Annotated in this window: 22 protein-coding genes and 2 tRNA genes; 9 read left to right on the plus strand and 15 right to left on the minus strand. The window is 67.9% G+C overall.

Features of this window, described 5'->3' with window-relative positions; translation table 11 throughout:
* Positions 1-11: 11 nt before the first annotated feature.
* Positions 12-1115: a glycosyltransferase gene (locus I2487_RS08310; protein ID WP_255546123.1), complete on the minus strand. Its 1104-nt coding sequence runs from the start codon at positions 1113-1115 to the stop codon at positions 12-14.
* A gap of 67 nt (positions 1116-1182) precedes the next feature.
* Here I2487_RS08310 and I2487_RS08315 point away from each other — a divergent pair, with 67 nt between their 5' ends.
* The 4 genes from I2487_RS08315 (at position 1183) to I2487_RS08330 (ending at position 4193) form a co-directional block, all read left to right on the plus strand.
* Entirely contained in the window at positions 1183-2241 is a 1059-nt protein-coding gene (locus I2487_RS08315; protein ID WP_207170752.1) for a zinc-dependent alcohol dehydrogenase, read from the plus strand.
* 46 nt (positions 2242-2287) lie between these two features.
* Positions 2288-2674, plus strand: coding sequence for a 6-pyruvoyl trahydropterin synthase family protein (locus I2487_RS08320; protein ID WP_036474028.1), 387 nt, complete (start codon positions 2288-2290; stop codon positions 2672-2674).
* Between the two features lie 68 nt (positions 2675-2742).
* Positions 2743-2819 (plus strand) — tRNA-Ile (locus tag I2487_RS08325).
* Positions 2820-2933: 114 nt separating this feature from the next.
* Positions 2934-4193 carry a PQQ-dependent sugar dehydrogenase gene (locus tag I2487_RS08330; RefSeq protein WP_207170751.1) on the plus strand — a complete coding sequence of 420 codons (1260 nt, stop codon included), beginning with the start codon at positions 2934-2936 and terminating at the stop codon, positions 4191-4193.
* Between the two features lie 34 nt (positions 4194-4227).
* On the opposite strand, the gene I2487_RS08335 is transcribed toward I2487_RS08330, so the two are convergent.
* From I2487_RS08335 to I2487_RS08345, 3 genes are read right to left on the minus strand one after another with little or no spacing between them, the layout of a single operon-like run.
* Positions 4228-5490, minus strand: coding sequence for a glycosyltransferase (locus I2487_RS08335; RefSeq protein WP_207170750.1), 1263 nt, complete (start codon positions 5488-5490; stop codon positions 4228-4230).
* Positions 5490-6131 (minus strand): CDP-alcohol phosphatidyltransferase family protein, encoded by a 642-nt coding sequence (locus tag I2487_RS08340; RefSeq protein ID WP_207170749.1) that lies wholly within the window; start codon positions 6129-6131, stop codon positions 5490-5492. Before I2487_RS08340 ends, I2487_RS08335 begins: the two co-directional genes overlap by 1 nt.
* A gap of 9 nt (positions 6132-6140) precedes the next feature.
* Complete coding sequence (locus I2487_RS08345) at positions 6141-7094, minus strand: phage holin family protein (RefSeq protein WP_207170748.1); 954 nt, start codon at positions 7092-7094, stop codon at positions 6141-6143.
* 140 nt (positions 7095-7234) lie between these two features.
* Between I2487_RS08345 and I2487_RS08350 the strand changes: the two genes are divergently transcribed.
* Positions 7235-7681, plus strand: a complete 447-nt coding sequence (locus tag I2487_RS08350; protein WP_207170747.1) for an NINE protein — start codon at positions 7235-7237, stop codon at positions 7679-7681.
* 21 nt (positions 7682-7702) lie between these two features.
* Here the strand turns inward: I2487_RS08350 and I2487_RS15730 are convergent, their stop codons facing one another.
* Positions 7703-8569, minus strand: coding sequence for a siderophore-interacting protein (locus tag I2487_RS15730; protein WP_345941374.1), 867 nt, complete (start codon positions 8567-8569; stop codon positions 7703-7705).
* 228 nt (positions 8570-8797) lie between these two features.
* On the opposite strand from I2487_RS15730, the gene I2487_RS08360 reads away from it, so the two are divergent.
* Positions 8798-9244: an Hsp20/alpha crystallin family protein gene (locus I2487_RS08360; RefSeq protein ID WP_207170788.1), complete on the plus strand. Its 447-nt coding sequence runs from the start codon at positions 8798-8800 to the stop codon at positions 9242-9244.
* Positions 9245-9351: 107 nt separating this feature from the next.
* Here I2487_RS08360 and purU read toward each other — a convergent pair whose 3' ends face one another.
* Both purU and I2487_RS08370 read right to left on the minus strand, forming a co-directional pair.
* Positions 9352-10227: a formyltetrahydrofolate deformylase gene (purU, locus tag I2487_RS08365; RefSeq protein WP_207170746.1), complete on the minus strand. Its 876-nt coding sequence runs from the start codon at positions 10225-10227 to the stop codon at positions 9352-9354.
* Between the two features lie 106 nt (positions 10228-10333).
* Positions 10334-10405 (minus strand) — tRNA-Asn (locus I2487_RS08370).
* A gap of 65 nt (positions 10406-10470) precedes the next feature.
* On the opposite strand from I2487_RS08370, the gene I2487_RS08375 reads away from it, so the two are divergent.
* Positions 10471-11076: an LOG family protein gene (locus tag I2487_RS08375; RefSeq protein ID WP_345941375.1), complete on the plus strand. Its 606-nt coding sequence runs from the start codon at positions 10471-10473 to the stop codon at positions 11074-11076.
* Positions 11077-11136: 60 nt separating this feature from the next.
* Here I2487_RS08375 and I2487_RS08380 read toward each other — a convergent pair whose 3' ends face one another.
* The 3 genes from I2487_RS08380 to dapE are packed head-to-tail and all read right to left on the minus strand — an operon-like array spanning position 11137 to position 13477.
* Positions 11137-11571 (minus strand): GNAT family acetyltransferase, encoded by a 435-nt coding sequence (locus I2487_RS08380; RefSeq protein ID WP_207170745.1) that lies wholly within the window; start codon positions 11569-11571, stop codon positions 11137-11139.
* A 10-nt stretch (positions 11572-11581) separates the two neighbouring features.
* On the minus strand, positions 11582-12295 hold the full coding sequence (locus tag I2487_RS08385; protein ID WP_207170744.1) for an SDR family oxidoreductase: 714 nt from the start codon (positions 12293-12295) through the stop codon (positions 11582-11584).
* A 48-nt stretch (positions 12296-12343) separates the two neighbouring features.
* Positions 12344-13477 carry a succinyl-diaminopimelate desuccinylase gene (dapE, locus tag I2487_RS08390; RefSeq protein WP_207170743.1) on the minus strand — a complete coding sequence of 378 codons (1134 nt, stop codon included), beginning with the start codon at positions 13475-13477 and terminating at the stop codon, positions 12344-12346.
* Positions 13478-13563: 86 nt separating this feature from the next.
* Here dapE and dapD point away from each other — a divergent pair, with 86 nt between their 5' ends.
* The gene (gene dapD, locus I2487_RS08395) at positions 13564-14517 is read left to right on the plus strand and encodes a 2,3,4,5-tetrahydropyridine-2,6-dicarboxylate N-succinyltransferase (RefSeq protein WP_207170742.1); all 954 of its coding nucleotides are present in this window, start codon (positions 13564-13566) and stop codon (positions 14515-14517) included.
* An 84-nt stretch (positions 14518-14601) separates the two neighbouring features.
* On the plus strand, positions 14602-15672 hold the full coding sequence (locus tag I2487_RS08400; protein WP_207170741.1) for a hypothetical protein: 1071 nt from the start codon (positions 14602-14604) through the stop codon (positions 15670-15672).
* Positions 15673-15819: 147 nt separating this feature from the next.
* On the opposite strand, the gene I2487_RS08405 is transcribed toward I2487_RS08400, so the two are convergent.
* The 5 genes from I2487_RS08405 to typA all read right to left on the minus strand — a co-directional run bounded on the left by I2487_RS08405 (position 15820) and on the right by typA (position 21241).
* Positions 15820-17103: a citrate synthase gene (locus I2487_RS08405; RefSeq protein WP_207170740.1), complete on the minus strand. Its 1284-nt coding sequence runs from the start codon at positions 17101-17103 to the stop codon at positions 15820-15822.
* Positions 17104-17243: 140 nt separating this feature from the next.
* A complete protein-coding gene (gene dapC / locus I2487_RS08410; protein WP_207170739.1) occupies positions 17244-18413 on the minus strand; it encodes a succinyldiaminopimelate transaminase in 1170 nt (389 codons plus the stop codon).
* A 58-nt stretch (positions 18414-18471) separates the two neighbouring features.
* A complete protein-coding gene (fdxA, locus tag I2487_RS08415) occupies positions 18472-18792 on the minus strand; it encodes a ferredoxin (RefSeq protein WP_036474056.1) in 321 nt (106 codons plus the stop codon).
* A gap of 38 nt (positions 18793-18830) precedes the next feature.
* Positions 18831-19295 (minus strand): hypothetical protein, encoded by a 465-nt coding sequence (locus I2487_RS08420; protein WP_207170738.1) that lies wholly within the window; start codon positions 19293-19295, stop codon positions 18831-18833.
* Complete coding sequence (gene typA / locus I2487_RS08425; protein ID WP_207170737.1) at positions 19295-21241, minus strand: translational GTPase TypA; 1947 nt, start codon at positions 21239-21241, stop codon at positions 19295-19297. The genes I2487_RS08420 and typA overlap by 1 nt, the downstream gene beginning before the upstream one ends.
* Between the last annotated feature and the right edge of the window lie 113 nt (positions 21242-21354).

Below are 21354 nucleotides of genomic sequence, written 5' to 3' on the forward strand. Positions count from 1 at the left end.
CTGGTCCTGGGTCAGCCCTCTCGGGCTGCCTGCCCGTGGTCGGCCAGCCGCTCCCCCAGGGCGACGAGCGCCGCGGCGGAGTCCTCCCAGGCGAACTCGAGGCTCCGAGCCCGGGACGCACGAGAGGCGCGGGCAAAGGTCCCAGGCTCCTCGAGACGGCGAACCGCCCGGGCAAAGGCTTCAGGGTCACTCCCGGAGACCACCTGGGCGCCAGCCTCGGCGGCCGCCGCTCCGCCGATCTCGTGGAAGATCGGCAGGTCTGAGAGCACCACGGGGGTGCCGTGAGCCATCGCCTCCACCACGGGCAGCCCATAGCCCTCCGCCGCCGAGAGCGTCACCAGAGCGCTGCCTCGCCGCAGCAGCGCGCGGTAGTCGGCCTCGGAGATTCCGCGGTGGAAGACCAGCTGCTCCGGATCTCTCGCCAGCGCCCGAAGCTGGGCCTCTCGCGGCGGCTGGATCGGGCTGCACAGATGCAACGTGTAGCCGGGCAGCCGGTTCAGGCCCGCGATGACGGCCTCGACGTTCTTATATCCCATGAAGGAGCCCATATAGACGAGCTCCTTCCGCGGCGCCTCGGCGGGATCCCGGGGGCGCTCCACCGATGGTGGGGCATTGGAGATCAGCTCCACCGGTCTGCGGGTCAGCCGGTGCTCGCGGATCAGCCCACGGGTGGTCTCGGAGACGGTCGCGACGGCGTCGGCCTGGTTCAGCACCAGCCGCTGCGGCAGGTAGGAGAGGTGATAGGCGCGCCAGCCCAGGCGCACCAGTGCCGGCAGATCCCGCGGCGGGGTCCGGTGGGCGTAGTAGATCAGGTCATGCAGGGTGAGGATCAACGGGTAGTTCCTGCCCCGGCCGCCCATGGTCTGCATCGGGGAGAACACCACATCGGGGCGGTGTGGGTTGATCTGCCGGGAAACCCATGGCTCTCGGGCCGAGGTGGGCGAGGATATCTGCAGATGCGCAAGGTCCGGGAGCAGGTTCAGCTGCTCGGGGTCGCTGATCAGCATGGTGACATCGGCCTGTTCGGCGGCGGCCTCCACGAGGGAGGCGGTGAATCGGGAGATGCCGTCGTGGACCTGGGTCCGGGTGTACCGGCAGTCGAAGAAGAGCTTCAGCACATGCCGATTCTGGCACAGCCGTCTGCGGGGCACCGGAGTGGACACCTCTGGCATGATGAGGGTCATGAGCGAGTTGAGCTTCACAGGTGTCAGTGCGGATGGCCCGGGCCACGGCCCGGCACCGGAAACCTCCCGCCAGTACTGGACCGAGGCGGCCGAGACCGGAGGGCTGCGCGAGGTTCCACTCCCGGAGCCCCTCCCCGGTGAGCTGCTGATCGAGACCCTGCACAGCGGGATCTCGCGCGGCACCGAGTCGCTGGTGCATCGCGGCGAGGTGCCGAGCAACATCACCGAGATCATGCAGGCACCCTTCCAGCTCGGCGAGCTGCCCTTCCCGGTCTCCCACGGCTACCTCAACGTCGGGGTGGTCCGGCGCGGCAGCCAGGCCCTGATCGGGCAGACGGTCTTCACCCTGGCCGGGCACCGCGAGCATGTGGTCGTCCCCGAGTCCGCCGCCCATGTGCTGCCCGAGGGCTGCCCGCCGCAGCGGGCGCTGCTCGCCGGGATCGGCGAGGTCGGACTCAACGGGCTCTGGGAGGGCACCGTGATGGTCGGTGACCGGGTCGCCGTCGTCGGCGGCGGACTGATCGGGCTGACCACCGCGCTGCTGGCCTCGAAGCTGGCGCTGCAGCGGCTGCAGGTCGTCGAGATCGACGCCGAGCGGCGCGCCTTCATCGAATCCCTGGGCCTGGAGGCGGTCACCCCGGAGGCGGCGGGCGTGGACAACGATGTGGTGCTGCACAGCTCGGCCAGCTCCGCCGGGCTCGCGACCGCGCTGCGGCTGGCCGGCGAGGACGCTGTGGTGGTGGAGCAGTCCTGGTACGGCACCGGAGACCAGCAGGTCCCGCTGGGAGCCGACTTCCACGCCCGCCGACTCCGGATCGTCGCGACCCAGGTCGGTCAGGTGCCGGGTCCTCGCCGGATGCGACGGACCCGCGGCCAGCGCCTCGCCACGGCGCTGGATCTGCTCGACTCCCGCTTCGACCTGCTGATCAGCGGGCACTCGCCGCTGGCCGAGCTGCCGAGCGTGATGCAGGACGTCGCCGCCGGGGCCCCCTGGACCCGGGACCAGATCCTGCATGTGATCGATCACCCGCTCGCCGCGCATCACGCCGTCGGATGATCCCCGTGCCGCGACCACTCTCATCCACCACCCTCCAAGGAGAACCATGAGCCGCTTCCGCCTGACCGTCGATGACCACATCATGATCGCCCACAGCCTGCAGGATCCGTTCTTCGGACCGGCGCAGAACCTGCACGGGGCCACGCTCAGCATCCAGGCCAGCTTCTTCCGGGATGGCCTGAACGAGTACGGCGTGGTCCTGGACATCGGCGCCGCCACCGAGCTGCTGGCCGCGACTCTGGAGCCGCTGCGCTATAAGAACCTGGACGAGCTGGAGGCGCTGGCCGGGAAGTTCACGACCACCGAGGTGATCATCGAGCACATCGCCGAGACGCTGGCCGCAGAGCTGCCCGCCGACCACGGGCTCACGGCCCTGGAGGTGCAGGCCGAGGAACATCCCCGGGCTCGCGCCTCCGTCTGGGTTCAGCTCTAGACCGGCAGGCTCGGTAGTATGTCCGAGTGTCCTGGCGAGTCGACCCACCGTCGCCCGCGAGGACCCGAGGGGCGTTAGCTCAGTTGGTTAGAGCAGAGGACTCATAATCCTTTTGTCCTGGGTTCAAGTCCCAGACGCCCTACCAGAGCGGGCATCACCCTGCACGTGACGGACCGAGCAGGATCCGGTCCGGCCTGCAGGCCCTGGTGGGCTTCGTCATACGTGCCGGCCGCACATCGGTGTGGACTAGGGTCAGGTCATGGGACGTCTACCAGCGATATCTGCCGGAATCCTCACCTCGATGCTGCTCATCGGATGCGCCGAGCCCGCTGCAGAGCAGCCCGAGAGTGGCAGCGAAGCGGGCACCCAGACCAGCCCCGAGACGGACACCGGGACCGACGCCGACGACGCCACGGAGCCGGCGGCACCGGAGGCTGATGACCCGGAGGCCTCCCCCGACTCGGATGCGCCGCCGTTCGGCACCGAATCCCGGGGCAGCTATGACGCCCCCTGGGCGCTGGAGTTCCTGCCCGGTGGCGAGCAGATGCTGATCACCAGCCGTTACGGCGAGCTCTTCCTGCGCGGCACAGCCGAGACGGACGCCTCCGAGGACCTCAGCGTGGCCGGCCTGCCGGAGGACATCGTGGTCGACGGCCAGGGTGGGCTGGGCGACGTCGTCGCGGCCCCCGACTTTGAAGAGAGCCGGCGGGTCTATCTGAGCTGGATCAACTCTTCGGAGGCCGGCACCGGCGCCGTGGTCGGACACGCAACGCTGGTGGACTCCGAAGACAGCGCGGAGCTGCAGGACCTCACAATCATCTGGGAACAGGACCCGAAGACCTCCGGGTCGGGCCACTTCTCGCACCGGCTGGCATTCAGCCCGGACGGCGAGCAGCTCTTCGTGACCTCCGGGGATCGTCAGCAGCTGGACCCGGCGCAGGATCTGGACAGCGGCCTGGGCAAGGTGATGCGGCTGACCCCGGAGGGCGAGCCGTTCCCGGAGAATCCCTTCGCCGAGGACGGCGATGTCACCGAGGAGATCTTCACCTACGGTCACCGCAATCCGCTGGGCATCGACTTCGACGCCGAGGGGCAGCTCTGGGTCTCCGAGATGGGACCCGAGGGCGGCGATGAGCTGAACCTGCTGGAGGCCGGTGAGAACTACGGCTGGCCCGAAGCCTCCAACGGCTCGCAATACAGCGGTGCCGAGATCCCCGACCACACCGAGGGTGACGGCTTCGCGCCTCCCGCCGCCTGGTGGACCCCCTCCATCTCCCCCGGCAGCCTGATGATCTACCAGGGCGAGATGTTCCCGGACTGGTCCGGCAGCGCCTTCATGGGCGCTCTCTCCGGAGAAGCGCTGGTCCGCGTGGAGCTCGACGGGGATCAGGCCGGGGAAGAAGAGCTCTGGGAGATGGGTGCGCGGATCCGCGATGTGGAACAGGCCCCGGACGGAAGCATCTGGATCATCGAAGACGGCGACGGCGCCGAGCTGCTGCGCCTGACCCCACCAGAGTGACCCCGGCGCTCTGACCCCAGCGGAATGACCTCCGCTACGGCGTGTACCGGCTTTCGATCCAGTCGGCACCGCGGTAGAGCTTCTCAAAGGCGTTCATCGTGGTGTTGAGGCTGTGCCGGCCGGCCCGCTCGCGGCTGCGCTCGCCCATCGCGGTGCGCTGCTCGGGACCGGTAGCGAACAACTGCTCCAGCCGGGCCGCAAGATGCGCGGAGTTGCCAGGCTCGAAGAGGTAGCCGTTGACGCCCTCCTCGACCAGGTGCGGCAGAGCCAGAGCGTCGGCGAGCACCACGGGAAGTCCGGAGGACATGGCTTCCAGGGAGACCAGCGACTGCAGCTCGGCGGTCCCGGGCTGGCAAAAGACATCGGCCTCAAGATAGGCCCGGCGCAGCGCGTCCTCCCCCACATGGCCGCGCATCCGTACCCGATCCCCCAGGCCCAGCTCCTGGATCTGCGCGGCCAGCCGATCGCGCTGCTCGCCGTCACCGACGATGTCCAGCCCGATCCCCAGCGCCGGATCCGTCTTGCCGATCGCTTCGATGAGCACGTCCACGTTCTTCTCCACCGCGAGACGACCCACGAAGAGCACCGTGGGCCTCTCGGGCAGGTTCAGCACCTCGTCGGGCCGCTGGCGGTAATACTCGACGTCGATCCCGTTGGAGAGCGGGAGCACCTTCTCGAATCCGGCCCGCTCCATCATGGTCTGCGCCGCGAGCGGGGTCGGGGTGGTCACCACTGCCGCCTTGCCCATCAGCCGACCCATGTCTCGCCAAGAGTTCTTCGCCACGATCCTGCGGAACCAGCCGGGGAACGGCAGGAACGGATCCAGGTTCTCGGGCATGAAGTGGTTGGTCGCGATGGTGCGCAGTCCGCGCTCGGCGGCGGCGTCGATCGCGGCCTTGCCGATCATGTAGTGGCACTGGGCGTGGACGACGTCGGGCTGCAGCTCGTCCATCAGCCGTCCCATCGCGGGCTCCACCAGCCAGGGCAGGCAGAGCCGGATGTACTCATGCGTCGGGGCCTTGAACGACCGGAACCGGTGCACAGTGGCCTCTTCGGTCTCTTCCACCAGGTCGGGGCCGCGACTGGTCCGTGCGGCGGCGATGTGAACCTCGTGACCGCGCGCCGCCATGTTCTTCGCGAGCCGGTGGCTGAACACCGCGGCACCGTTGACGTCGGGCGGGTAGGTGTCGGCGGCGATCAGGATCCGGAGCTTGGCCGGGGGCTTCTCGGCGGGCTCCCCCGGGGGGTTCTCGGCGACATCTTCTCGGGGAGCCTCAGGGGGCACAGCGTTCACCATCAGCCGGTCGAATCCTCCTCGATGCCCGGTCGGGCCTGTTCACGGCGCAGCCGCCCCGCCTCGCGGCGGGCTTTGATGAAGTAGTCGATGGACGCAACGATATGCATCCCCGCGCCGAGCGCCAGCAGCACGAAGGCGACGTCGGGCACGAGGCTCTCGCGCAGCATCCCGGTGGACCCCAGCAGCGCCATCGGCAAACCGATCAGCAGGCACGCGGTGCGCAGCTTGCCGAGCACGGTGACCTTCAGCGGCGGGGGCCCCTTGAAGAGCAGGTAGGTGTTGACCGAGAGGACCAGGTCCGGGATGACCACGGCGAGCACCACCCAGATCGGCACGATGCCGAAGCTGGCCAGGGTGGCGCTGACGATGATCAGCGCGAGCCGGTCGGCCAACGGGTCCAGCCACTGCCCCACGGTGGACATCTGATCGAAGCGCCGAGCGATGTACCCGTCGATCCAATCCGTGCCGGAGAGGACGACCAGCACCCAGAACGCCGCCAGGTACTCGTCGCGGGCCACGAGCACCACAAACACCGGGATCAGCAGTGCGCGCAGCACGGTCACGATGTTCGGCGCGGTCCAGAACGTCTCGCGCATGGTGTACTCGAAACCATCCTGGGTCCCGGCACCGATCAGTCTCACCGGGACAGTTTATTTCTTCACAAGCTCGCGGAGGAAGACGGCACCCGCGGCGGCAGAACCTGCCACGACGGCGAGCGGCTTCCACCGAGCGGCCACAAACTCACCGGCGACGTGCGCGCCGGACTCCTGGCCTGCGGAGTCGGCACCCCGCGCGGCGGGGACACCCTCGATCTTAGGCTCGGCGGACGGGACGCTCACCGGTGCACCGGCCGCGCCGCGGGTCTTCGCCGAGGAGTCGGCCTGGCTGGTCTTGGGCTTGTTGCGGCCGCGGACCTTCGGCGAGGAGTCGGCAGAAGTGGACTTGGGCTTGTTGCCGCCGCGGACCTTGGAACCGATGTTCTCGGCCTTGTCCTGAAGGCTCTGCGCCCGACCCTTGGCGCCCTCGGCGATGTTGCGGGTGCCGGAGGTGATCTGGTCCTGCAGTGAGGCCAGGTGGTCCCGGCGCAGGCCGGTGCGGCGCAGCAGCTCGCTGTAGGTGGGAGGCGTCGGGGACCCGGCACCGGGGGTCTTCGCGTCCTTCTTGGCCTGTTCGGCGGCCTGGCGCTTGGACTCTTCCTTCTGGCGGCGCTTCTCTGAATCAGCCTGCTCCAGGCTCTGCGGATCAAACCGGGTGCCCTCGCGGGCCACCCCGAGATCGAGGCGGAAGCCGCGGATAGCGTCTTCGGGCAGCAGCGGGAGCGTCTTCTTAAGCTTGAGCAGCCCGATGAGCGCAAAGATCAGCGCGATGACCAGGAAGACCCCGGCCACGATCAGTGCGGCGGCCCAGAGCTCGAAGATCAGCGAAAGCGCAGCGACGGCGGCGACGATGAGCGCGACCACGAGGAAAGCGAGAAAGACCACGCCCACCACCATGAGGGCCACGGCGATGCCTGCTGCCACTCCCTTGGTCTTCATCTGGGCGATGGCCAGCTGAATCTCGTCGTTGATCTGTTTGGGGCCGAGTCGCAGTACGACCTTGATCACGTCGAGCAATGATGTCCGGGGCGCCGTGCCCTTCGTGCGGCCGATTCCTGGCTGAGACAAGACTGCGCCTCCGTAGTGTTCATGGTGCTCAGGGGTGGGTGTTCAGTTCACTACAAACTACCACCTATACGATGAGAGACATGGCTGACCAGTACGACTTCGAAGAGCTCTATGCCAACACCTATACCGAGGCTGACCAGCGGGCGTACGAGACCCAGCCGACCTCGAAGAAACGTTTTGTGACCGCCTGGCTCCTGACACTTCTCCTGGGCCCCACGGGGGCTCACCGCTGGTACCTGAGCCGCCCGATCACGGCCTCGCTGATGGCGCTGGCGAGCATCGGCGCCGTCGGGCTGATGGTCGCGGGGCAGTCGAACCTGGGCCTGCTCTGCATCACGATCGTCTTCGCCTGGACCCTGATCGACCTGATCATGATCCTCACCGGGTCGATGCGTGACCGTGATGACCTGAGACTGGCCGGGCATCGCGAGCGAGCCGGCCTGTGCTCGGCGATCACGATGCTGCTGCTGGCGATCGGACTGGTCTTTGCCCTGGTGCTGGGCACCAGCTCCGGGGTGGCGGGCTGAGCTGAACCCGACCCTGAGGGTTCAGTCCTCGATCTGACCCGCCGGGGTGCGCTTCTCGGCCTGGAACTGATCCTCGATCCGGCCATGCGCCCAGTAGGCCGAAAGCGACATGGCCTTGCGATCCAGGCCCTTCTGATTCACCAGCATCTTGCGGATCCGCTTCATCTGGGCGCGTTCGCCGTGCACGAAGACCTGCACGTCACCGTCCGGGACACTCAGCTCCTCCAGGTACTGCGCGAGCATCGTGGTCTCGGGACTGAAGTCCGCCTCACGGTGCAGCCACACCAGGTCCATCCCTGCGGGGACGTCCAAGGGCTGACGTTCCGAAGCGTCGCGCACCTCGACGACGGCGACGCCGCGGGCATCCTCACCCATTGATTCCAGCGCGGAGGCGATCGCGGGCAGCGCAGCCTCATCTCCGGCCAGCAGGTGCCATGCGGCCTCCTCGCGCGGGGCGTAGCCACTGCCGGGTCCGAAGAAGCTGATCTGGTCCCCGACCTGCGCGTGCTTCGCCCAGACTCCGGCGCGACCGACCTCGCCATGGACCACGAAGTCCACCCAGATCTGTGAGTTGGCATGGTCCACGTGCCGGATCGTGTAGGTCCGGGTCGCCGGCATCTGCTCGGTGCTCAGCTGCTCGCGCAACGCGTCCATGTCATAGGGACGGCTGAGATCGACATCCTCGGGCAGGCCGGCCGCCTCAGTGCCTTGGGGCAGGAAGAGCAGCTTGATGTATTGATCCGTGGCGGGCGACTCCCCCACAGACTTGAACTCGATCGCCTCGAATCCAGGACCACCTAGGACCAGCCGGATCATGTGCGGGCTGAGCTGCTTCTTCGCATCGACCGTGAGGACGTGCTGGACGCGCGTTTTCTTTGACTTGGACACCCCGGCACTCTAATCGAACCCGACGGTCCGGCGCAGGGGAACCTCAGCGGAGCGGCACTGTATTGCGACAGATATCCATGCGCGAATCCGGCTCGCAGTCCCCCGGAAAAAGTTGAGTGCATCGCGCTCAAGTTAGGAATATACTGGACTCAGGTTTCGTTGGAACCGTCGCCGCAAGGCATTGACCCTGTCCCGTAGAGCAATGAGTACAAGGAGCTGATTGCCGTGATGAACAACTCTCTGACCCGCCTGGACCCCTTCGCCCTGATCGACGATGTCTTCCGCTCCGTGCGGGCCCCTTCGATGGACGCCTCCCAGCGCCAGGCCGGGTTCGTTCCGGCAGTGGATGCCCACCGCGAAGGCGAGGACCTGGTCCTGCGCGCTGATCTGCCCGGGATCGATCCGGACAAGGACGTCGCCGTCGAACTGACCGGGCGCACGCTCACCGTCTCCGGGGAGCGCCGGAGCGAGACCGAGGCTGAAGGGCTGCGCGAGGTGCGCTACGGGTCCTTCTCCCGCACGATCACCCTGCCGGGCGAGATCTCGAGCGACGCAATCTCCGCATCCTACGAATCCGGAGTGCTCACGGTCCGCGCAGCCGGGGTCTACGCCGCCGAGGCGCCGCGCAAGATCGCGATCTCCTCCACCGAGCGCGAAAAGAAGCTCGACTCCTGATCCCCAGCCCTTCACCGTTGAGGGGCGGATTTTCCGGGCATCTCATGGGCCTTAGGGCCCAAACTGCTCGGAGAATCCGCCCCTCGACGAGTTGGGGGTGGGTGGGATCAGAAGACGATCGTGGTGCTGCCGTTGCGGATGACGCGGTCTTCGCAGTGCCACTTCACCGCGCGGGAGAGCACGGCACGTTCGACGTCGGCGCCGAAGCGGGTGAGCTGGGCGACGTCGTCGCTGTGTGAGACCCGGATGACGTCCTGCTCGATGATCGGGCCCTCGTCGAGGTCCTTGGTCACGTAGTGCGCGGTGGCGCCGATCAGCTTCACGCCGCGGTCCGCGGCCTTCTGGTACGGGCCTGCGCCGATGAAGGCGGGCAGGAAGCTGTGGTGGATGTTGATCACCGGAGCCCCGACCTGCTCGAGGAAGTCCTCGGAGATGATCTGCATGTACCGGGCAAGCACGATCATGTCGACGTTGCCCCGCAGCAGCTCCAGATGCCGGGCCTCGGCCGCGGCCTTGTCCCCGTTGGCCACCGGCACGTGGAAGTACGGGATCCCGAAGGGCCGCACATCCTCGGCGAGGTCGGCGTGATTGGAGATGACCATGACGATGTCCATCGGGATCTCGCCGCGCCGGTGCCGCCAGAGCAGGTCCAGCAGGCAGTGGTCGGTCTTGGAGGCGAAGATCGCCACCCGCTTGGGCTGATCGGCCGCAGAGAGTGAATAGTCCATGGAGAACCGGTCGGCCAGCTTGGTCTGGATCGCCTGCTCCACCGCTGGCTTGGCCGCGGCGAGGCCCGGCAGGTGGAACACCGTGCGCTGGAAGAACCGACCGTCTTCCACGCCGGTGGAGTACTGGTCGAGGCTGATGATGTTGCCGCCGACCTCGGCGATGAGCTCTGAGACGGCCGCCACGATCCCTGGCTGATCCGGGCAGGAGATGATCAGCCGGGCGATGTCATGGGTCTTCGTCTCAGGGGCGCGCATCAAGTCTCCGAATCGGGTTCACCAGGTCAGTGCGGCGCAGCAGCGTCGCAGGAAAAACACTATGGCATGAAAAACGCCCCCGCCCGTAAGGGCGAGGGCGGATCTGCTCCCCCAGTTGGATTCGAACCAACAACCGCTCGATTAACAGTCGAGTGCTCTGCCGTTGAGCTATGGAGGATTGCGACTGGAAAAGTCTAACAGGGGTTCCCGGCCACAGGGAAATCGCTGTGGAATCATGGAGTCGTGACGCCTATCTCTCTCGACACCCCCGCGACGGCCCCTGCCCCGAGGTTCAATGCTCTCACGGTCTTCACCGGCTCCGCCTCCGGATCCGACCTGGACTACACCGAGGAGGTCCGCCGGCTCGGCACCGCGCTGGCCGGAGCCGGCATCGCCGTGGTCTACGGCGGAGGCAAGGTCGGGCTGATGGGGCAGATCGCCGACGCCGCCCTGGAGGCCGGCGGCGAGGTCCACGGGATCATCCCGGAGGTGCTGATCGGCCGCGAGGTGGGACACCATGGGCTGACCTCCTTGGAGATCGTGCCTGACATGCATTCTCGGAAGTCCCGGATGGCGGACCTCGGTCACGGCTTCATCGCGCTGCCCGGCGGCATGGGAACCCTTGAGGAGTTCTTCGAGGTGTGGACCTGGCAGTACCTGGGGCTGCACGCGAAGCCCGTGGGGCTCTATAACGTCAAGGGGTTCTGGGATCCGCTGCTGGCCATGGTCGATCACATGGTCGATGAGGGCTTCATGTCTGCCTGGCGTCGCGAGGCCCTGGTGATCAGCAGCGACCCGCAGGACCTGATCTCCCAGCTGCGCGCCTGGACGCCTCCCCTCGGGCACTGACGCCCAGCCGTCAGCTTCAGCTCAGCGTCAGCCAAGCTCAGCTTGAGCCCAGCCCGACCCTCAGTCCAGGTCGCGGTCCAGCCAGCGGCCCAGCACCACGGTGTCCTGGTCGGTGTAGCCCAGCCCCCGGTAGAAGTCCTGCACGGCCGCGTTCTCCTGGCGCACCATGAGCATCAGCTTGGGCACACCGCGGCGACGAAGCCAGTCCTCCGCCCCGGCGAGGAGCTGCTTGCCGAGCCCCTGGCCCTGCAGCCGTTCATCCACGGCGAGGTAGTAGATCCAGCCGCGGTGACCGTCCTGTCCGACCATCACGGTGCCCACCAACTCCCCCGCGGCGTCTCGGGCGATAAGCACCGTGGACTCCTCACCGGTCAGGGCGCGCAGGCAGTCCTGGTGCGGGTCGTTCCAGGGTCGGGTGAGTCCGGTCTGCCGCCAGAGGGCGACGGCGGCGTCCACCAGTTCCAGCGGCAGCTCCGTGATGCGCGGGTCGGTCACCTCGCGGCTGCTACTTCTGCACCGGCCGGATGGAGATGCTCTCCACCATGGAGGCGTCCTCCATGTCCACCACGGTGCGCGCGGCCTCGGCGATCGCCTGCGGGGAGATGTAGATGCCGCCGTCGTAGTCCTTGTTGCCCATGGACTCCTGCAGGGCGACCTGCATGTCGGTGTCCACCCGGCCCGGGTGGATCGAGGTGACCTTGACCTGGCCTCGCTCCTCCTCGCGCAGCGCATCGGTGAGCGCGCGCAGCGCAAACTTGGTCCCGGAGTACATCGAGCTGCCGGGGCCGGCGGTGAATCCCGCCCCGGAGTTGATGCTCAGCAGCTGTCCTGCGGAGGCGCGCAGCAGAGGCAGCGCGGCGCGGGTCAGCTCGGCGACGGCGAAGACGTTGACGGTGAACATCTCCTGGAACTGGGCCGGGGAGGTCTCTGCGACCGGGTTCATCCAGGCCAGCCCGGCGGAGTGGACCAGCACGTCGAGCCGGGTGAGTCCGGCCGCCTGCAGCGCGGGGGCGATGGCGTCGAGGTCGGTCAGGTCCACCAGAAAGGGTTCGGCGCTGGGCAGCGCCTGGACCACGGCATCCACGGTCTCCGGGTTCGTCCCGCCGACCAGGATGTGATGATCGCGGCCAAGCTCGACGGCGATGGCCCTGCCGATCCCGCGGGAGGCGCCGGTGACCAGCGCGACGGGACGAGTGCTGAGGGTCTGCTCTTCGGTCATGAGATCAGCCTAGAGGATCTGCTCGGCCGCCCGCCGGCCGCCGCCGGCTCAGCCGCCCAGCAGCCAGCGATGCAGCGCGGTGTGGCAGTCCCGCAGCGCCTGCGCGGTGACGTGTTCGTCGTCGGAGTGCGCCAGCAGCGGGTCCCCCGGGCCGAAGTTCACCGCGGGGACTCCTCGGGCCGAGAACCGCGCCACATCGGTCCAGCCGTACTTGGGCATCGGCACTCCGCCCACTGCATCGATGAATGCCTGGGCCGCGGGATGATCCAGCCCGGGGCGCGCCGCAGCCGAGCTGTCGGTGACCCGCTGCTGGTCCTCGCTGATTCCGGCCTCGGCCAGGACCTCGCGGACGTGGGCGTGGGCCTGCTCCTCGGTCTTGTCCGGGGCGAAGCGGTAGTTGATCTCCACCACCGTGGAGTCGGGGATGACATTGCCGGCCACGCCGCCGCGGATCCGCACCGCATTGAGACCCTCGCGGTAGTCCAGGCCTTCCACCGTGATGGTCTTCGGGCTGTACTCGCTCAGGACCCGGAGCAGTCCGGCGGTGCCGTGGATCGCGTTCTCCCCCATCCAGGCCCGCCCCGAGTGTGCAGCGACTCCGGGGATCGTGACCTCGAAGCGGCAGGTGCCGTTGCAGCCGCCCTCGACCACCCCGTGGGTGGGCTCCAGCAGCACCGCGAAGTCACCGTCCAGCAGCTCTGGGACTTCGGAGAGCACCCGGCCGAGCCCGGACTTGCTGGCCTCGACCTCCTCGTGGTCGTAGAAGACCCACGTGATGTCCCGGCCCAGGGAACCACCTGCGGAGAGGTGCGTCGCGACGTCCTCGGCCAGCTTCAGCTGCACCGCCACGCCGCCCTTCATATCGGTGGCGCCCCGGCCGTAGAGCACCTCGGCGCCGTCGGCCTGCTCCCAGCGCGGCGGCACGGTGCCGCGGGAGCCCGGGGTGGTGGGCAGCGGGACCGTGTCCAGGTGCCCGGCGAGGATGATCCGCTGCGCGGCACCGGTCTCGGTGCGCGCGATCACGGTGTCGCCGTCGCGGTGCAGGCTCAGTCCCGGCAGGTCCTGGAGTGCCGCTTCGACGGCGTCGGCCAGCGTCTTCTCGTTGCCGGAGACGGATTCGCAGCCGATGATCGCCTCGGTGAGCGCGGCGACGTCGCCGGAGAGCAGTGCACGGATATCCATTCGTTCAGCCTAGGCGAACGCCCCCGCGCGTGGGACCCGCGGGAGCGGCTGATGGGCTGGCGCGCAGGAAAAAGTAGGATGGTGCCATGAGCACAGACATTCGAACCGCATCCGGCCATGGCCTCGCCACGGTGACCACCGACGGCACCGTCCTGGACACCTGGTTCCCGCGCCCCGTGATGGCCCCTCTGTCCGAGAACGACGACGCCGAGCTGATCGCCGCCCTGCAGGCCGCCGCCGGTGAGGATCCCGACCGTGGGGTCACCACCCAGGTGGTCTCGGTGGAGTCCGATCTGGACGCCGAGGCGAGCTCGGCCTCTGATGTCTGGCTGCGTCTGCACCTGCTCTCCCACCGGCTGGTCAAGCCGCGCAGCATCAACCTCGATGGCATCTTCGGGCACCTGAGCAACGTGGTCTGGACCAACTTCGGGCCCTGCGCGGTGGCCGACTTCGAGACCACCCGGCTGAAGCTGCGCTCCCGCGGGCATGTCAGCGTGCACTCGATCGACAAGTTCCCCCGCCTGGTGGACTACGTGACCCCCTCCGGTGTGCGCATCGGCGACGCGGACCGGGTCCGCCTGGGCGCGCACCTTGCCGAGGGCACCACCGTGATGCACGAGGGCTTCGTGAACTTCAACGCCGGCACGCTGGGCACCTCCATGGTGGAAGGTCGCATCTCGGCCGGGGTCGTGGTCGGCGACGGCACCGACATCGGCGGCGGCGCCTCCATCATGGGCACCCTCTCCGGCGGCGGCAAGGAGAAGATCACCCTGGGTGAGCGCGTGCTGCTGGGCGCGAACTCCGGCGTGGGCATCTCGGTCGGCGATGACTGCGTGATCGAGGCCGGGCTCTACGTGACCGCCGGCACCAAGGTCTCGGTGCTCGGTGATGATCGCAGCGTGACAGACACCGTGAAGGCCTCGGCGCTCTCCGGCGTGCCGAACCTGCTCTTCCGCCGAGACTCCGTGACCGGTGCGGTCCAGGCAGTGCCGCGAAAGGGCGCGAAGGTCGAGCTCAACGCCGCCCTGCACCGCAACTGAGCGGCCGCTGCGCAGGCAGCCACTGAGTCGCTGCCGAGCGAACCCCTGAGCCGAACCCGAGCCACCTGAGTCGAGAGGTCTTCGATGAGCCGTCGCGCTGATCGCCCCATCACCGTCACCCGCACCGTGCATCGGCGGCGGCGTCGCGTCAAGGCCGTCGCGGCCATCGCCGTGGTGGCGGCCGCCGTGGGAGCCACCGGCTACGGGGCCTGGCAGCTCATCGAGGAGAACGAGTATCTCCTCGATGAGCGCTGCTCGGTGACGGTGGGCGAGGTGGAGCACCGGCTCACCCCGGCCCAGACCTATGCGGCCGCGCACCTCGCGGCGGGCGCGGCGGAGCGGGAGCTGCCGGTCCAGGCTGCCACCGACGCGATCGCGATCTCGCTGCAGGAGACGAACCTGGACGACCGGGCGGACCCTGTGGAGGAGGAGACCGAGGAGGTCGACGCCGAGGAGGCGGAGGCTGCTGAGCCTGCTGATTCAGAGGAGGACCCGGGCGCGCCCGCCCCGGTGCTCTTCGCCGACGGGGGTCCGCAGTGGGACGCCGTGAAGGCGACCAGCTCCACCCCCACCACCGCCGAGGACTTCTACGCCCGGCTGATCCAGAGCCGCGAGGACGGCGGCGAGGAGGCGTGGTCACCCGAGCTGGGGCTCGAGGAGGCCGCCGAGGCGCTGGGCCGGCCGCAGAACCCCACGTTCTACCCGCAGCACGAGGAGCTCGCGCGGGCCTTCGCCCGTCCCCTGGCTGGTCTGCAGCCCATGGTGATGACCTGTCAGCTCAGCCAGCTCGAGGTCCCCGGCCCGGACGCCGAGGGCCTGCGCGGTGAGCTTCAGTCCTCGCTGTCCGGGATGCTCGGCGAGGAGGCGACCGAGGTGGAGGGCTCCGGAGATTCCGCCGTGGTGCGGGTCTCGGTGAGCGAGGTGGCGGAGGAGGCCGGGGCCACCGAGGCTGCGGAAGAGGACGCGACCGAGGAGGACGCGGCCGAGCGCAGCGAGCCGGAGTGGCTGGTGGCGCAGTGGGCCGTGGCCGCCGCAGAGACCTACGGGGTCCAGTCGGTCCACGCCGGGGCGTACGAGTGGCACCGGGATTCGGGCCGCTGGGAGCGGGTGGAGACGGTCAGCGAGGACGTGGAGATCGGATTCTCCCGCCGCTGACCCCCTTAACGCGTTGCCCCCCCAACGCGTTGCCCCCCAACGCGTTGAGTGGCGGATTCTACGACCATCTATGGGCCTTTTCGGCCTCAGATACTCGTAGAATCCGCCGCTCAACGGAGGGGACGGGAGGGGACGGGAGGTGGGAGGTCAGACTCCCGGGTAGTGACGCTCGGGCTCGCCGATGTAGATCTGGCGGGGCCGACCGATCTTCGTCGAGGGATCCTCGATCATCTCCCGCCACTGCGCGATCCAGCCGGGAAGCCGGCCCAGCGCGAAGAGCACGGTGAACATCTTCTCCGGGAAGCCCATCGCCTTGTAGATCAGGCCGGTGTAGAAGTCCACGTTCGGGTAGAGCTTGCGCTCGATGAAGTAGTCATCCTCCAGCGCCTTCTGCTCCAGGCGCTGGGCGATGTCGAAGAGCTCGTCGTCGCCGCCGAGCTTGGCCAGCAGGTCATCGGCCAGGCCCTTGACCACGCGGGCGCGCGGGTCGTAGTTCTTGTACACCCGGTGTCCGAAGCCCATGAGCCGGACCCCGGCCTCCTTGTTCTTGACCTTCTCCATGAAGGCCTCCGGGCTGACGTCGCCGGACTGGATCTGGCGCAGCATGCCCAGCACGGCCTCGTTGGCGCCGCCGTGGGCGGGACCGTAGAGCGCGTTGATGCCCGCGGAGACCGAGGCGAAGAGGTTCGCCTGCGAAGACCCGACCAGGCGCACGGTGGAGGTGGAGCAGTTCTGCTCGTGGTCCGCGTGCAGGATCAGCAGCGTGTCCAGGGCCTTGACGATGTCCGGGTCCAGCTCGTACTGCTCGGCGGGCACGCCGAAGCAGCCGCGGAGCAGGTTCTCGACCAGGGTCAGGTTGTTGTCCGGGTAGAGCATCGGCTGGCCGATGGACTTCTTATACGCGTAGGCCGCGATGGTGGGAACCTTCGCGAGCATCCGGTAGGTGGAGCGCTCCACGTGGTCCTTGTTGAAGGGATCCAGCGAGTCGGGATAGTAGGTGGAGAGCGCCGAGACCGCGGAGGAGAGCACCGGCATCGGGTGCGCGTCGCGCGGGAAGCCGCCGAAGAAGTCGCGCAGCTCCTCGTGGAGCAGGGTGTGCCGACGGGTGACGGTGTCGAAGTCGGTGAGCTGCTGCTGGGTGGGCAGCTCGCCGTAGATCAGCAGGTAGGAGACCTCGAGGAAGCTGGACTTCTCCGCGAGCTGCTCGATGGGGTAGCCGCGGTAGCGCAGGATGCCTTCATCGCCGTCGATGTAGGTGATCGCCGACTGCGCATTCGCAGTGTTCATGAAGCCGGGGTCATAGGTGACCGCGCCGGTGGTCTTCAGCAGGGGTGCGATGCCGAGGCCGACATTGCCCTCCACGGAGGGCTGCACGGGTAGTTCAAGATCTCCCCCCTGATAATTCAGGCGGGCAGAAGACTGCTCAGTCATGGGTCTCCTTATCAGACACACTAGGGGGACATCATGACAAACCTACCGCTTGGTCACAGGTGGTTGCCAGTTGTGTCACGGTTCACGGCATCGGGTGTAACCTGCGCCGGATCGCCTCGGGTCGCGCGGAAGCGCCCAGCTCAGCCCGTGAGTCGTGCGGCCGCGGCGGCGATCCGCTCGTCCGTGGCGGTCAGCGCCACCCGGATGTACCCGTTGCCCTGCTCCCCGTAGAACACCCCGGGACCCACCAGGATCCCGCGCTGGGCCATCTGATCCACCAGCGCCCAGGTGTCCTCCGCCGTGCGGGCGGAGGGCTCAGCCTCGGCGGCGCGGCACCAGAGGTAGAGTCCCGCGACAGAGTCTTCGATCTGCAGACCGGCGGCCTGCAGCGCGGGCACCATCAGGGCCCGACGCCGCCGGTAGAGCTCGCGCTGGGCGGCCACGTGGGCGTCGTCGTTCAGCGCCGCCGCCAGCGCGGCCTGGACCGGGGCAGGCACGATCATCCCGGCGTGCTTGCGGGTGTTGATCAGCCCGCTGATCACCTCCGGGCAGCCCGCGGCGAAGGCGGCGCGGTAGCCGGCGATATTGGACTGTTTCGACGCCGAGTACACCGCGAGCAGTCCGCGGTGGTCGGGTGCGCCGGTCTCCGGGTCGGTGCCGCAGACCCGGGGGTCCAGGACCGAGGGGACGTCATCCCCGGCGACCTCCCAGGGCAGCTCGGCATAGCACTCGTCGGAGGCGACCACGGCGCCGATGCGGCGGGCGAGCTGGACCACCTCGCGCATCCATTCGGCCCCGGCCACCGCGCCGGTGGGGTTCGAGGGTGAGTTGATCCAGATCAGCTTGACCCGCTGCAGCGTCTCCTCGTCGAGGCTGAACGGATCGTCGGTGGCCAGCGGGGTGGCGCCGGCGATCTGCGCGCCGATGTCATAGGTCGGGTAGGCCACCAGTGGGCGCAGCACGACGTCGGAGGCGCCGGCCCCGGCGCGGGCGCCGAGTCCCAGCAGGGTCGGCAGCCAGGCCACGAGCTCCTTGGAGCCCACGGTGGGCAGGATGTTCTCCGGGTCCAGGCCGGTGACCCCGCGCCGTCGGGCGAACCAGCCGGCGATGGCTTCGCGCAGCGCGAGCGTGCCGTGGGTGGTCGGGTACCCCGGGGCGTCGGCGGCGGCCGTGAGCGCCGCCTGGATCACCTCAGGGGTGGGGTCCACCGGGGTGCCGATGGAGAGGTTGACGATTCCCGCGGGGTGCTGCCGCGCCTTCTGAAGGTAGGGAGCCATGGCGTCCCAGGGGTACTCAGGAAGAGTCAGCATGAGGGCCTCCGCTGGGATGGATGATCAGTGCGCCGGGAAGATCAGTGCGCCGGGGTGGTCACTGCTGCTGCGGGGGCAGGGCCGCGACGATCTCGTGGTCCTTCGGGATCAGCCCGACCTTGGCCGCGCCGCCGGGAGAACCGACCTCGTCGAAGAACTCGACGTTGGCGCGGTAGTACTCGGACCACTGCGAGGGGGTGTCGTCCTCGTAGTAGATGGCCTCCACCGGGCAGACCGGCTCGCAGGCACCGCAGTCGACGCATTCGTCGGGGTGGATGTAGAGCATCCGGTCCCCTTCATAGATGCAGTCCACCGGACATTCATCGATGCAGGCCTTGTCCTTCAGATCCACGCAAGGAAGGGCAATGATGTACGTCATGGACTCCTCTTATCTTTCTTCGAGTGCGTAAGTCGAGTCTACCGAGATACGGCGCGGTCCCGCACCAGGATCCATTTGACCAGGACCATGCTGATCAGGGTCACCGCTGCGGTGCCCAGCCACCAGATCACCGAGGCCAGTGTAGGCCCGGGCAGCAGCGCCATGGCCTCGGGGCTGTAGGGCACCACCAGCTGATCCGGTCCGGGCCAGAGGTAGGCGATCGAGGCCACGGTGAACGTGGTCACGCCCATCAGCATCGGTTCCAGCAGCGAGCCGCTCTTCAGCCCGGCCCACAGCTGCGCCATCAGGCACATCAGCAGGGCCAGCACCGCACCCCAGGGCAGCACGGTCCCGGTCTCGGTGGACCCGAGCATCACGATGTTGCCGTGCAGCACGGTGCCCAGGATCCCGAGGACCACCCCTGCGGAGAAGCAGACGCCCAGCAGCGCTGGTCGCAGCGAGCTTCTCCGCGAGGGTGCCGCGGTGTCCTGCGGGGTGGTCATTACTGTGAAGCGCTCTTCTTCTTGCGCGTGTCACGCATGCGCTCGGAGGAGTTCAGGATGACCTTGCGGATGCGGATGGAATGCGGGGTGACCTCCACGCACTCGTCCTCGTTGGCGAACTCGAGGGACTCCTCGAGGGTCAGCTTGGTCGGCGGGGTCAGACCCTCGAAGGAGTCGGCAGCCGCTGCACGCATGTTGGTGAGCTTCTTCTCCTTCGTGATGTTGACCTCCATGTCGTCGTGGCGGGCGTTCTCGCCGACGACCATGCCCTCGTAGACCTCTTCCTGCGGGTCCACAAAGAAGGTGCCGCGCTCCTGCAGGTTGATCATGGCGAACGGGGTCGCCGTGCCGGTGCGGTCGGAGATCAGCGAACCGGAGGTGCGGTACTCGATCAGGCCCTTCCACGGCTCGTAGCCTGCGGCGTAGGAGGAGGCGATGCCGGCGCCGCGGGTGTCGGTGAGGAACTTGGTGCGGAAGCCGATGAGGCCGCGAGCCGGCACCATGAACTCCATGCGGATCCAGCCGGTGCCGTTGTTGGTCATCGTGGTCATGGTTCCCTTGCGGGCGGCCATGAGCTGGGTGATCGCACCCATGAACTCCTCGGGAGAGTCCACGATCATGTTCTCCATGGGCTCGTGCAGCTTGCCGTCGATCTCCCGGGTGACCACCTGGGGCTTGCCCACGGTCAGCTCGAAGCCTTCACGGCGCATCTGCTCGACCAGGATCGCCAGCGCGAGCTCGCCTCGGCCCTGGACCTCCCAGGTGTCGGGGCGCTCGGTCGGGAAGACCTTGAGCGAGACGTTGCCGATGAGCTCCTTGTCCAGGCGATCCTTCACCTGGCGGGCGGTGACCTTCGCACCCTTGACCCGGCCGGCCATCGGCGAGGTGTTGATGCCGATGGTCATGGAGATCGCGGGATCATCCACGGTGATGGTCGGCAGCGGCTTGGGGTTCTCCAGGTCGGTGAGGGTCTCACCGATCATGATGTCGGAGATGCCGGCGACGGCGACGATCTCACCGGGTCCGGCGGAGTCTGCAGAGACCCGCTCCAGGCCCTTGGTGGCGAGCAGCTCGGTGATCTTCACCGTCTTCATGGTGCCGTCCTTGCGGGCCCAGGCGACCTGCTGGTTCTTCTTCAGCGTGCCGTTGAAGATGCGCAGCAGGGCCAGGCGGCCGAGGAACGGGGAGGCGTCGAGGTTGGTGACGTGAGCCTGGAGGACTTCCTCGGCGTCGTACTTCGGGGCCGGGACGTGCTCAAGGATGGTGTCGAAGAGCGGCTCGAGGTCGTCGCTGTCCGGCATTCCGCCGTCCTCGGGCTGGTTCTTCGAGGCGCGGCCTTCTCGGCCGGAGGCAAAGACCACGGGGACGTCGAGCACCGAGTCCAGGTTCAGCTCGGGGTTCTCCTCGGCGACGTCGGAGGCCAGGCCGAGCAGCAGGTCCATGGTGTCGGAGACGACGCCGTCGATGCGCGCATCGGGGCGGTCGGTCTTGTTCACGACCAGGATCACCGGAAGCTGGGCATTGAGTGCCTTGCGCAGCACGAAGCGAGTCTGGGGCAGCGGGCCCTCGGAGGCGTCCACCAGGAGCACCACACCGTCGACCATGGAGAGACCGCGCTCGACCTCGCCGCCGAAGTCGGCGTGACCGGGGGTGTCGATCACGTTGATGGTGACCTGGTCCATGCCGGCGTGCTTCGTGGCGGCCGGACCGGAGTAGAACACGGTGGTGTTCTTGGCCAGGATCGTGATGCCCTTTTCCTTCTCGAGCTCGCCGGAGTCCATGACCCGCTCCTCGAGGGCGCCGTGCGCACCGGCGTCTCGGGTCTGAGTCAGCATGGCATCGACCAGAGTGGTCTTGCCGTGGTCGACGTGAGCGACGATGGCGACGTTGCGCAGATCCTGGCGCTCGTCAGTGCCTGCAAGTGTACGAGCGGCAGCAGTGGTCATAAGTGGGGCAACGCCTTCCATAGAGGAGAGTGTGACGTGTCTGGTCGGTCGATGTCCTGTCTTGACTCGTCCATGGCACGTCGTGGTTCTACATGTGGTTCAACAGTGTGGTT

It is taken from the genome of Nesterenkonia sp. E16_10 (assembly GCF_017347085.1).
Taxonomy (GTDB): Bacteria; Actinomycetota; Actinomycetes; order Actinomycetales; family Micrococcaceae; genus Nesterenkonia.

Bases quoted from the DNA above. Each gene is read 5' to 3' on its own strand.
- I2487_RS08360 (WP_207170788.1), top strand. From the start codon at position 8,798: ATGAACAACTCTCTGACCCGCCTGGACCCCTTCGCCCTGATCGACGAT.
- I2487_RS08320 (WP_036474028.1), top strand. From the start codon at position 2,288: ATGAGCCGCTTCCGCCTGACCGTCGATGACCACATCATGATCGCCCAC.
- I2487_RS08330 (WP_207170751.1), top strand. From the start codon at position 2,934: ATGGGACGTCTACCAGCGATATCTGCCGGAATCCTCACCTCGATGCTG.
- dapC (WP_207170739.1), bottom strand. From the start codon at position 18,413: ATGCTGACTCTTCCTGAGTACCCCTGGGACGCCATGGCTCCCTACCTT.
- I2487_RS08350 (WP_207170747.1), top strand. From the start codon at position 7,235: ATGGCTGACCAGTACGACTTCGAAGAGCTCTATGCCAACACCTATACC.
- purU (WP_207170746.1), bottom strand. From the start codon at position 10,227: ATGCGCGCCCCTGAGACGAAGACCCATGACATCGCCCGGCTGATCATC.
- fdxA (WP_036474056.1), bottom strand. From the start codon at position 18,792: ATGACGTACATCATTGCCCTTCCTTGCGTGGATCTGAAGGACAAGGCC.
- I2487_RS08420 (WP_207170738.1), bottom strand. From the start codon at position 19,295: ATGACCACCCCGCAGGACACCGCGGCACCCTCGCGGAGAAGCTCGCTG.
- dapD (WP_207170742.1), top strand. From the start codon at position 13,564: ATGAGCACAGACATTCGAACCGCATCCGGCCATGGCCTCGCCACGGTG.
- I2487_RS08400 (WP_207170741.1), top strand. From the start codon at position 14,602: ATGAGCCGTCGCGCTGATCGCCCCATCACCGTCACCCGCACCGTGCAT.
- I2487_RS08335 (WP_207170750.1), bottom strand. From the start codon at position 5,490: ATGGTGAACGCTGTGCCCCCTGAGGCTCCCCGAGAAGATGTCGCCGAG.
- typA (WP_207170737.1), bottom strand. From the start codon at position 21,241: ATGACCACTGCTGCCGCTCGTACACTTGCAGGCACTGACGAGCGCCAG.
- I2487_RS08385 (WP_207170744.1), bottom strand. From the start codon at position 12,295: ATGACCGAAGAGCAGACCCTCAGCACTCGTCCCGTCGCGCTGGTCACC.
- I2487_RS08315 (WP_207170752.1), top strand. From the start codon at position 1,183: ATGAGCGAGTTGAGCTTCACAGGTGTCAGTGCGGATGGCCCGGGCCAC.
- dapE (WP_207170743.1), bottom strand. From the start codon at position 13,477: ATGGATATCCGTGCACTGCTCTCCGGCGACGTCGCCGCGCTCACCGAG.
- I2487_RS08405 (WP_207170740.1), bottom strand. From the start codon at position 17,103: ATGACTGAGCAGTCTTCTGCCCGCCTGAATTATCAGGGGGGAGATCTT.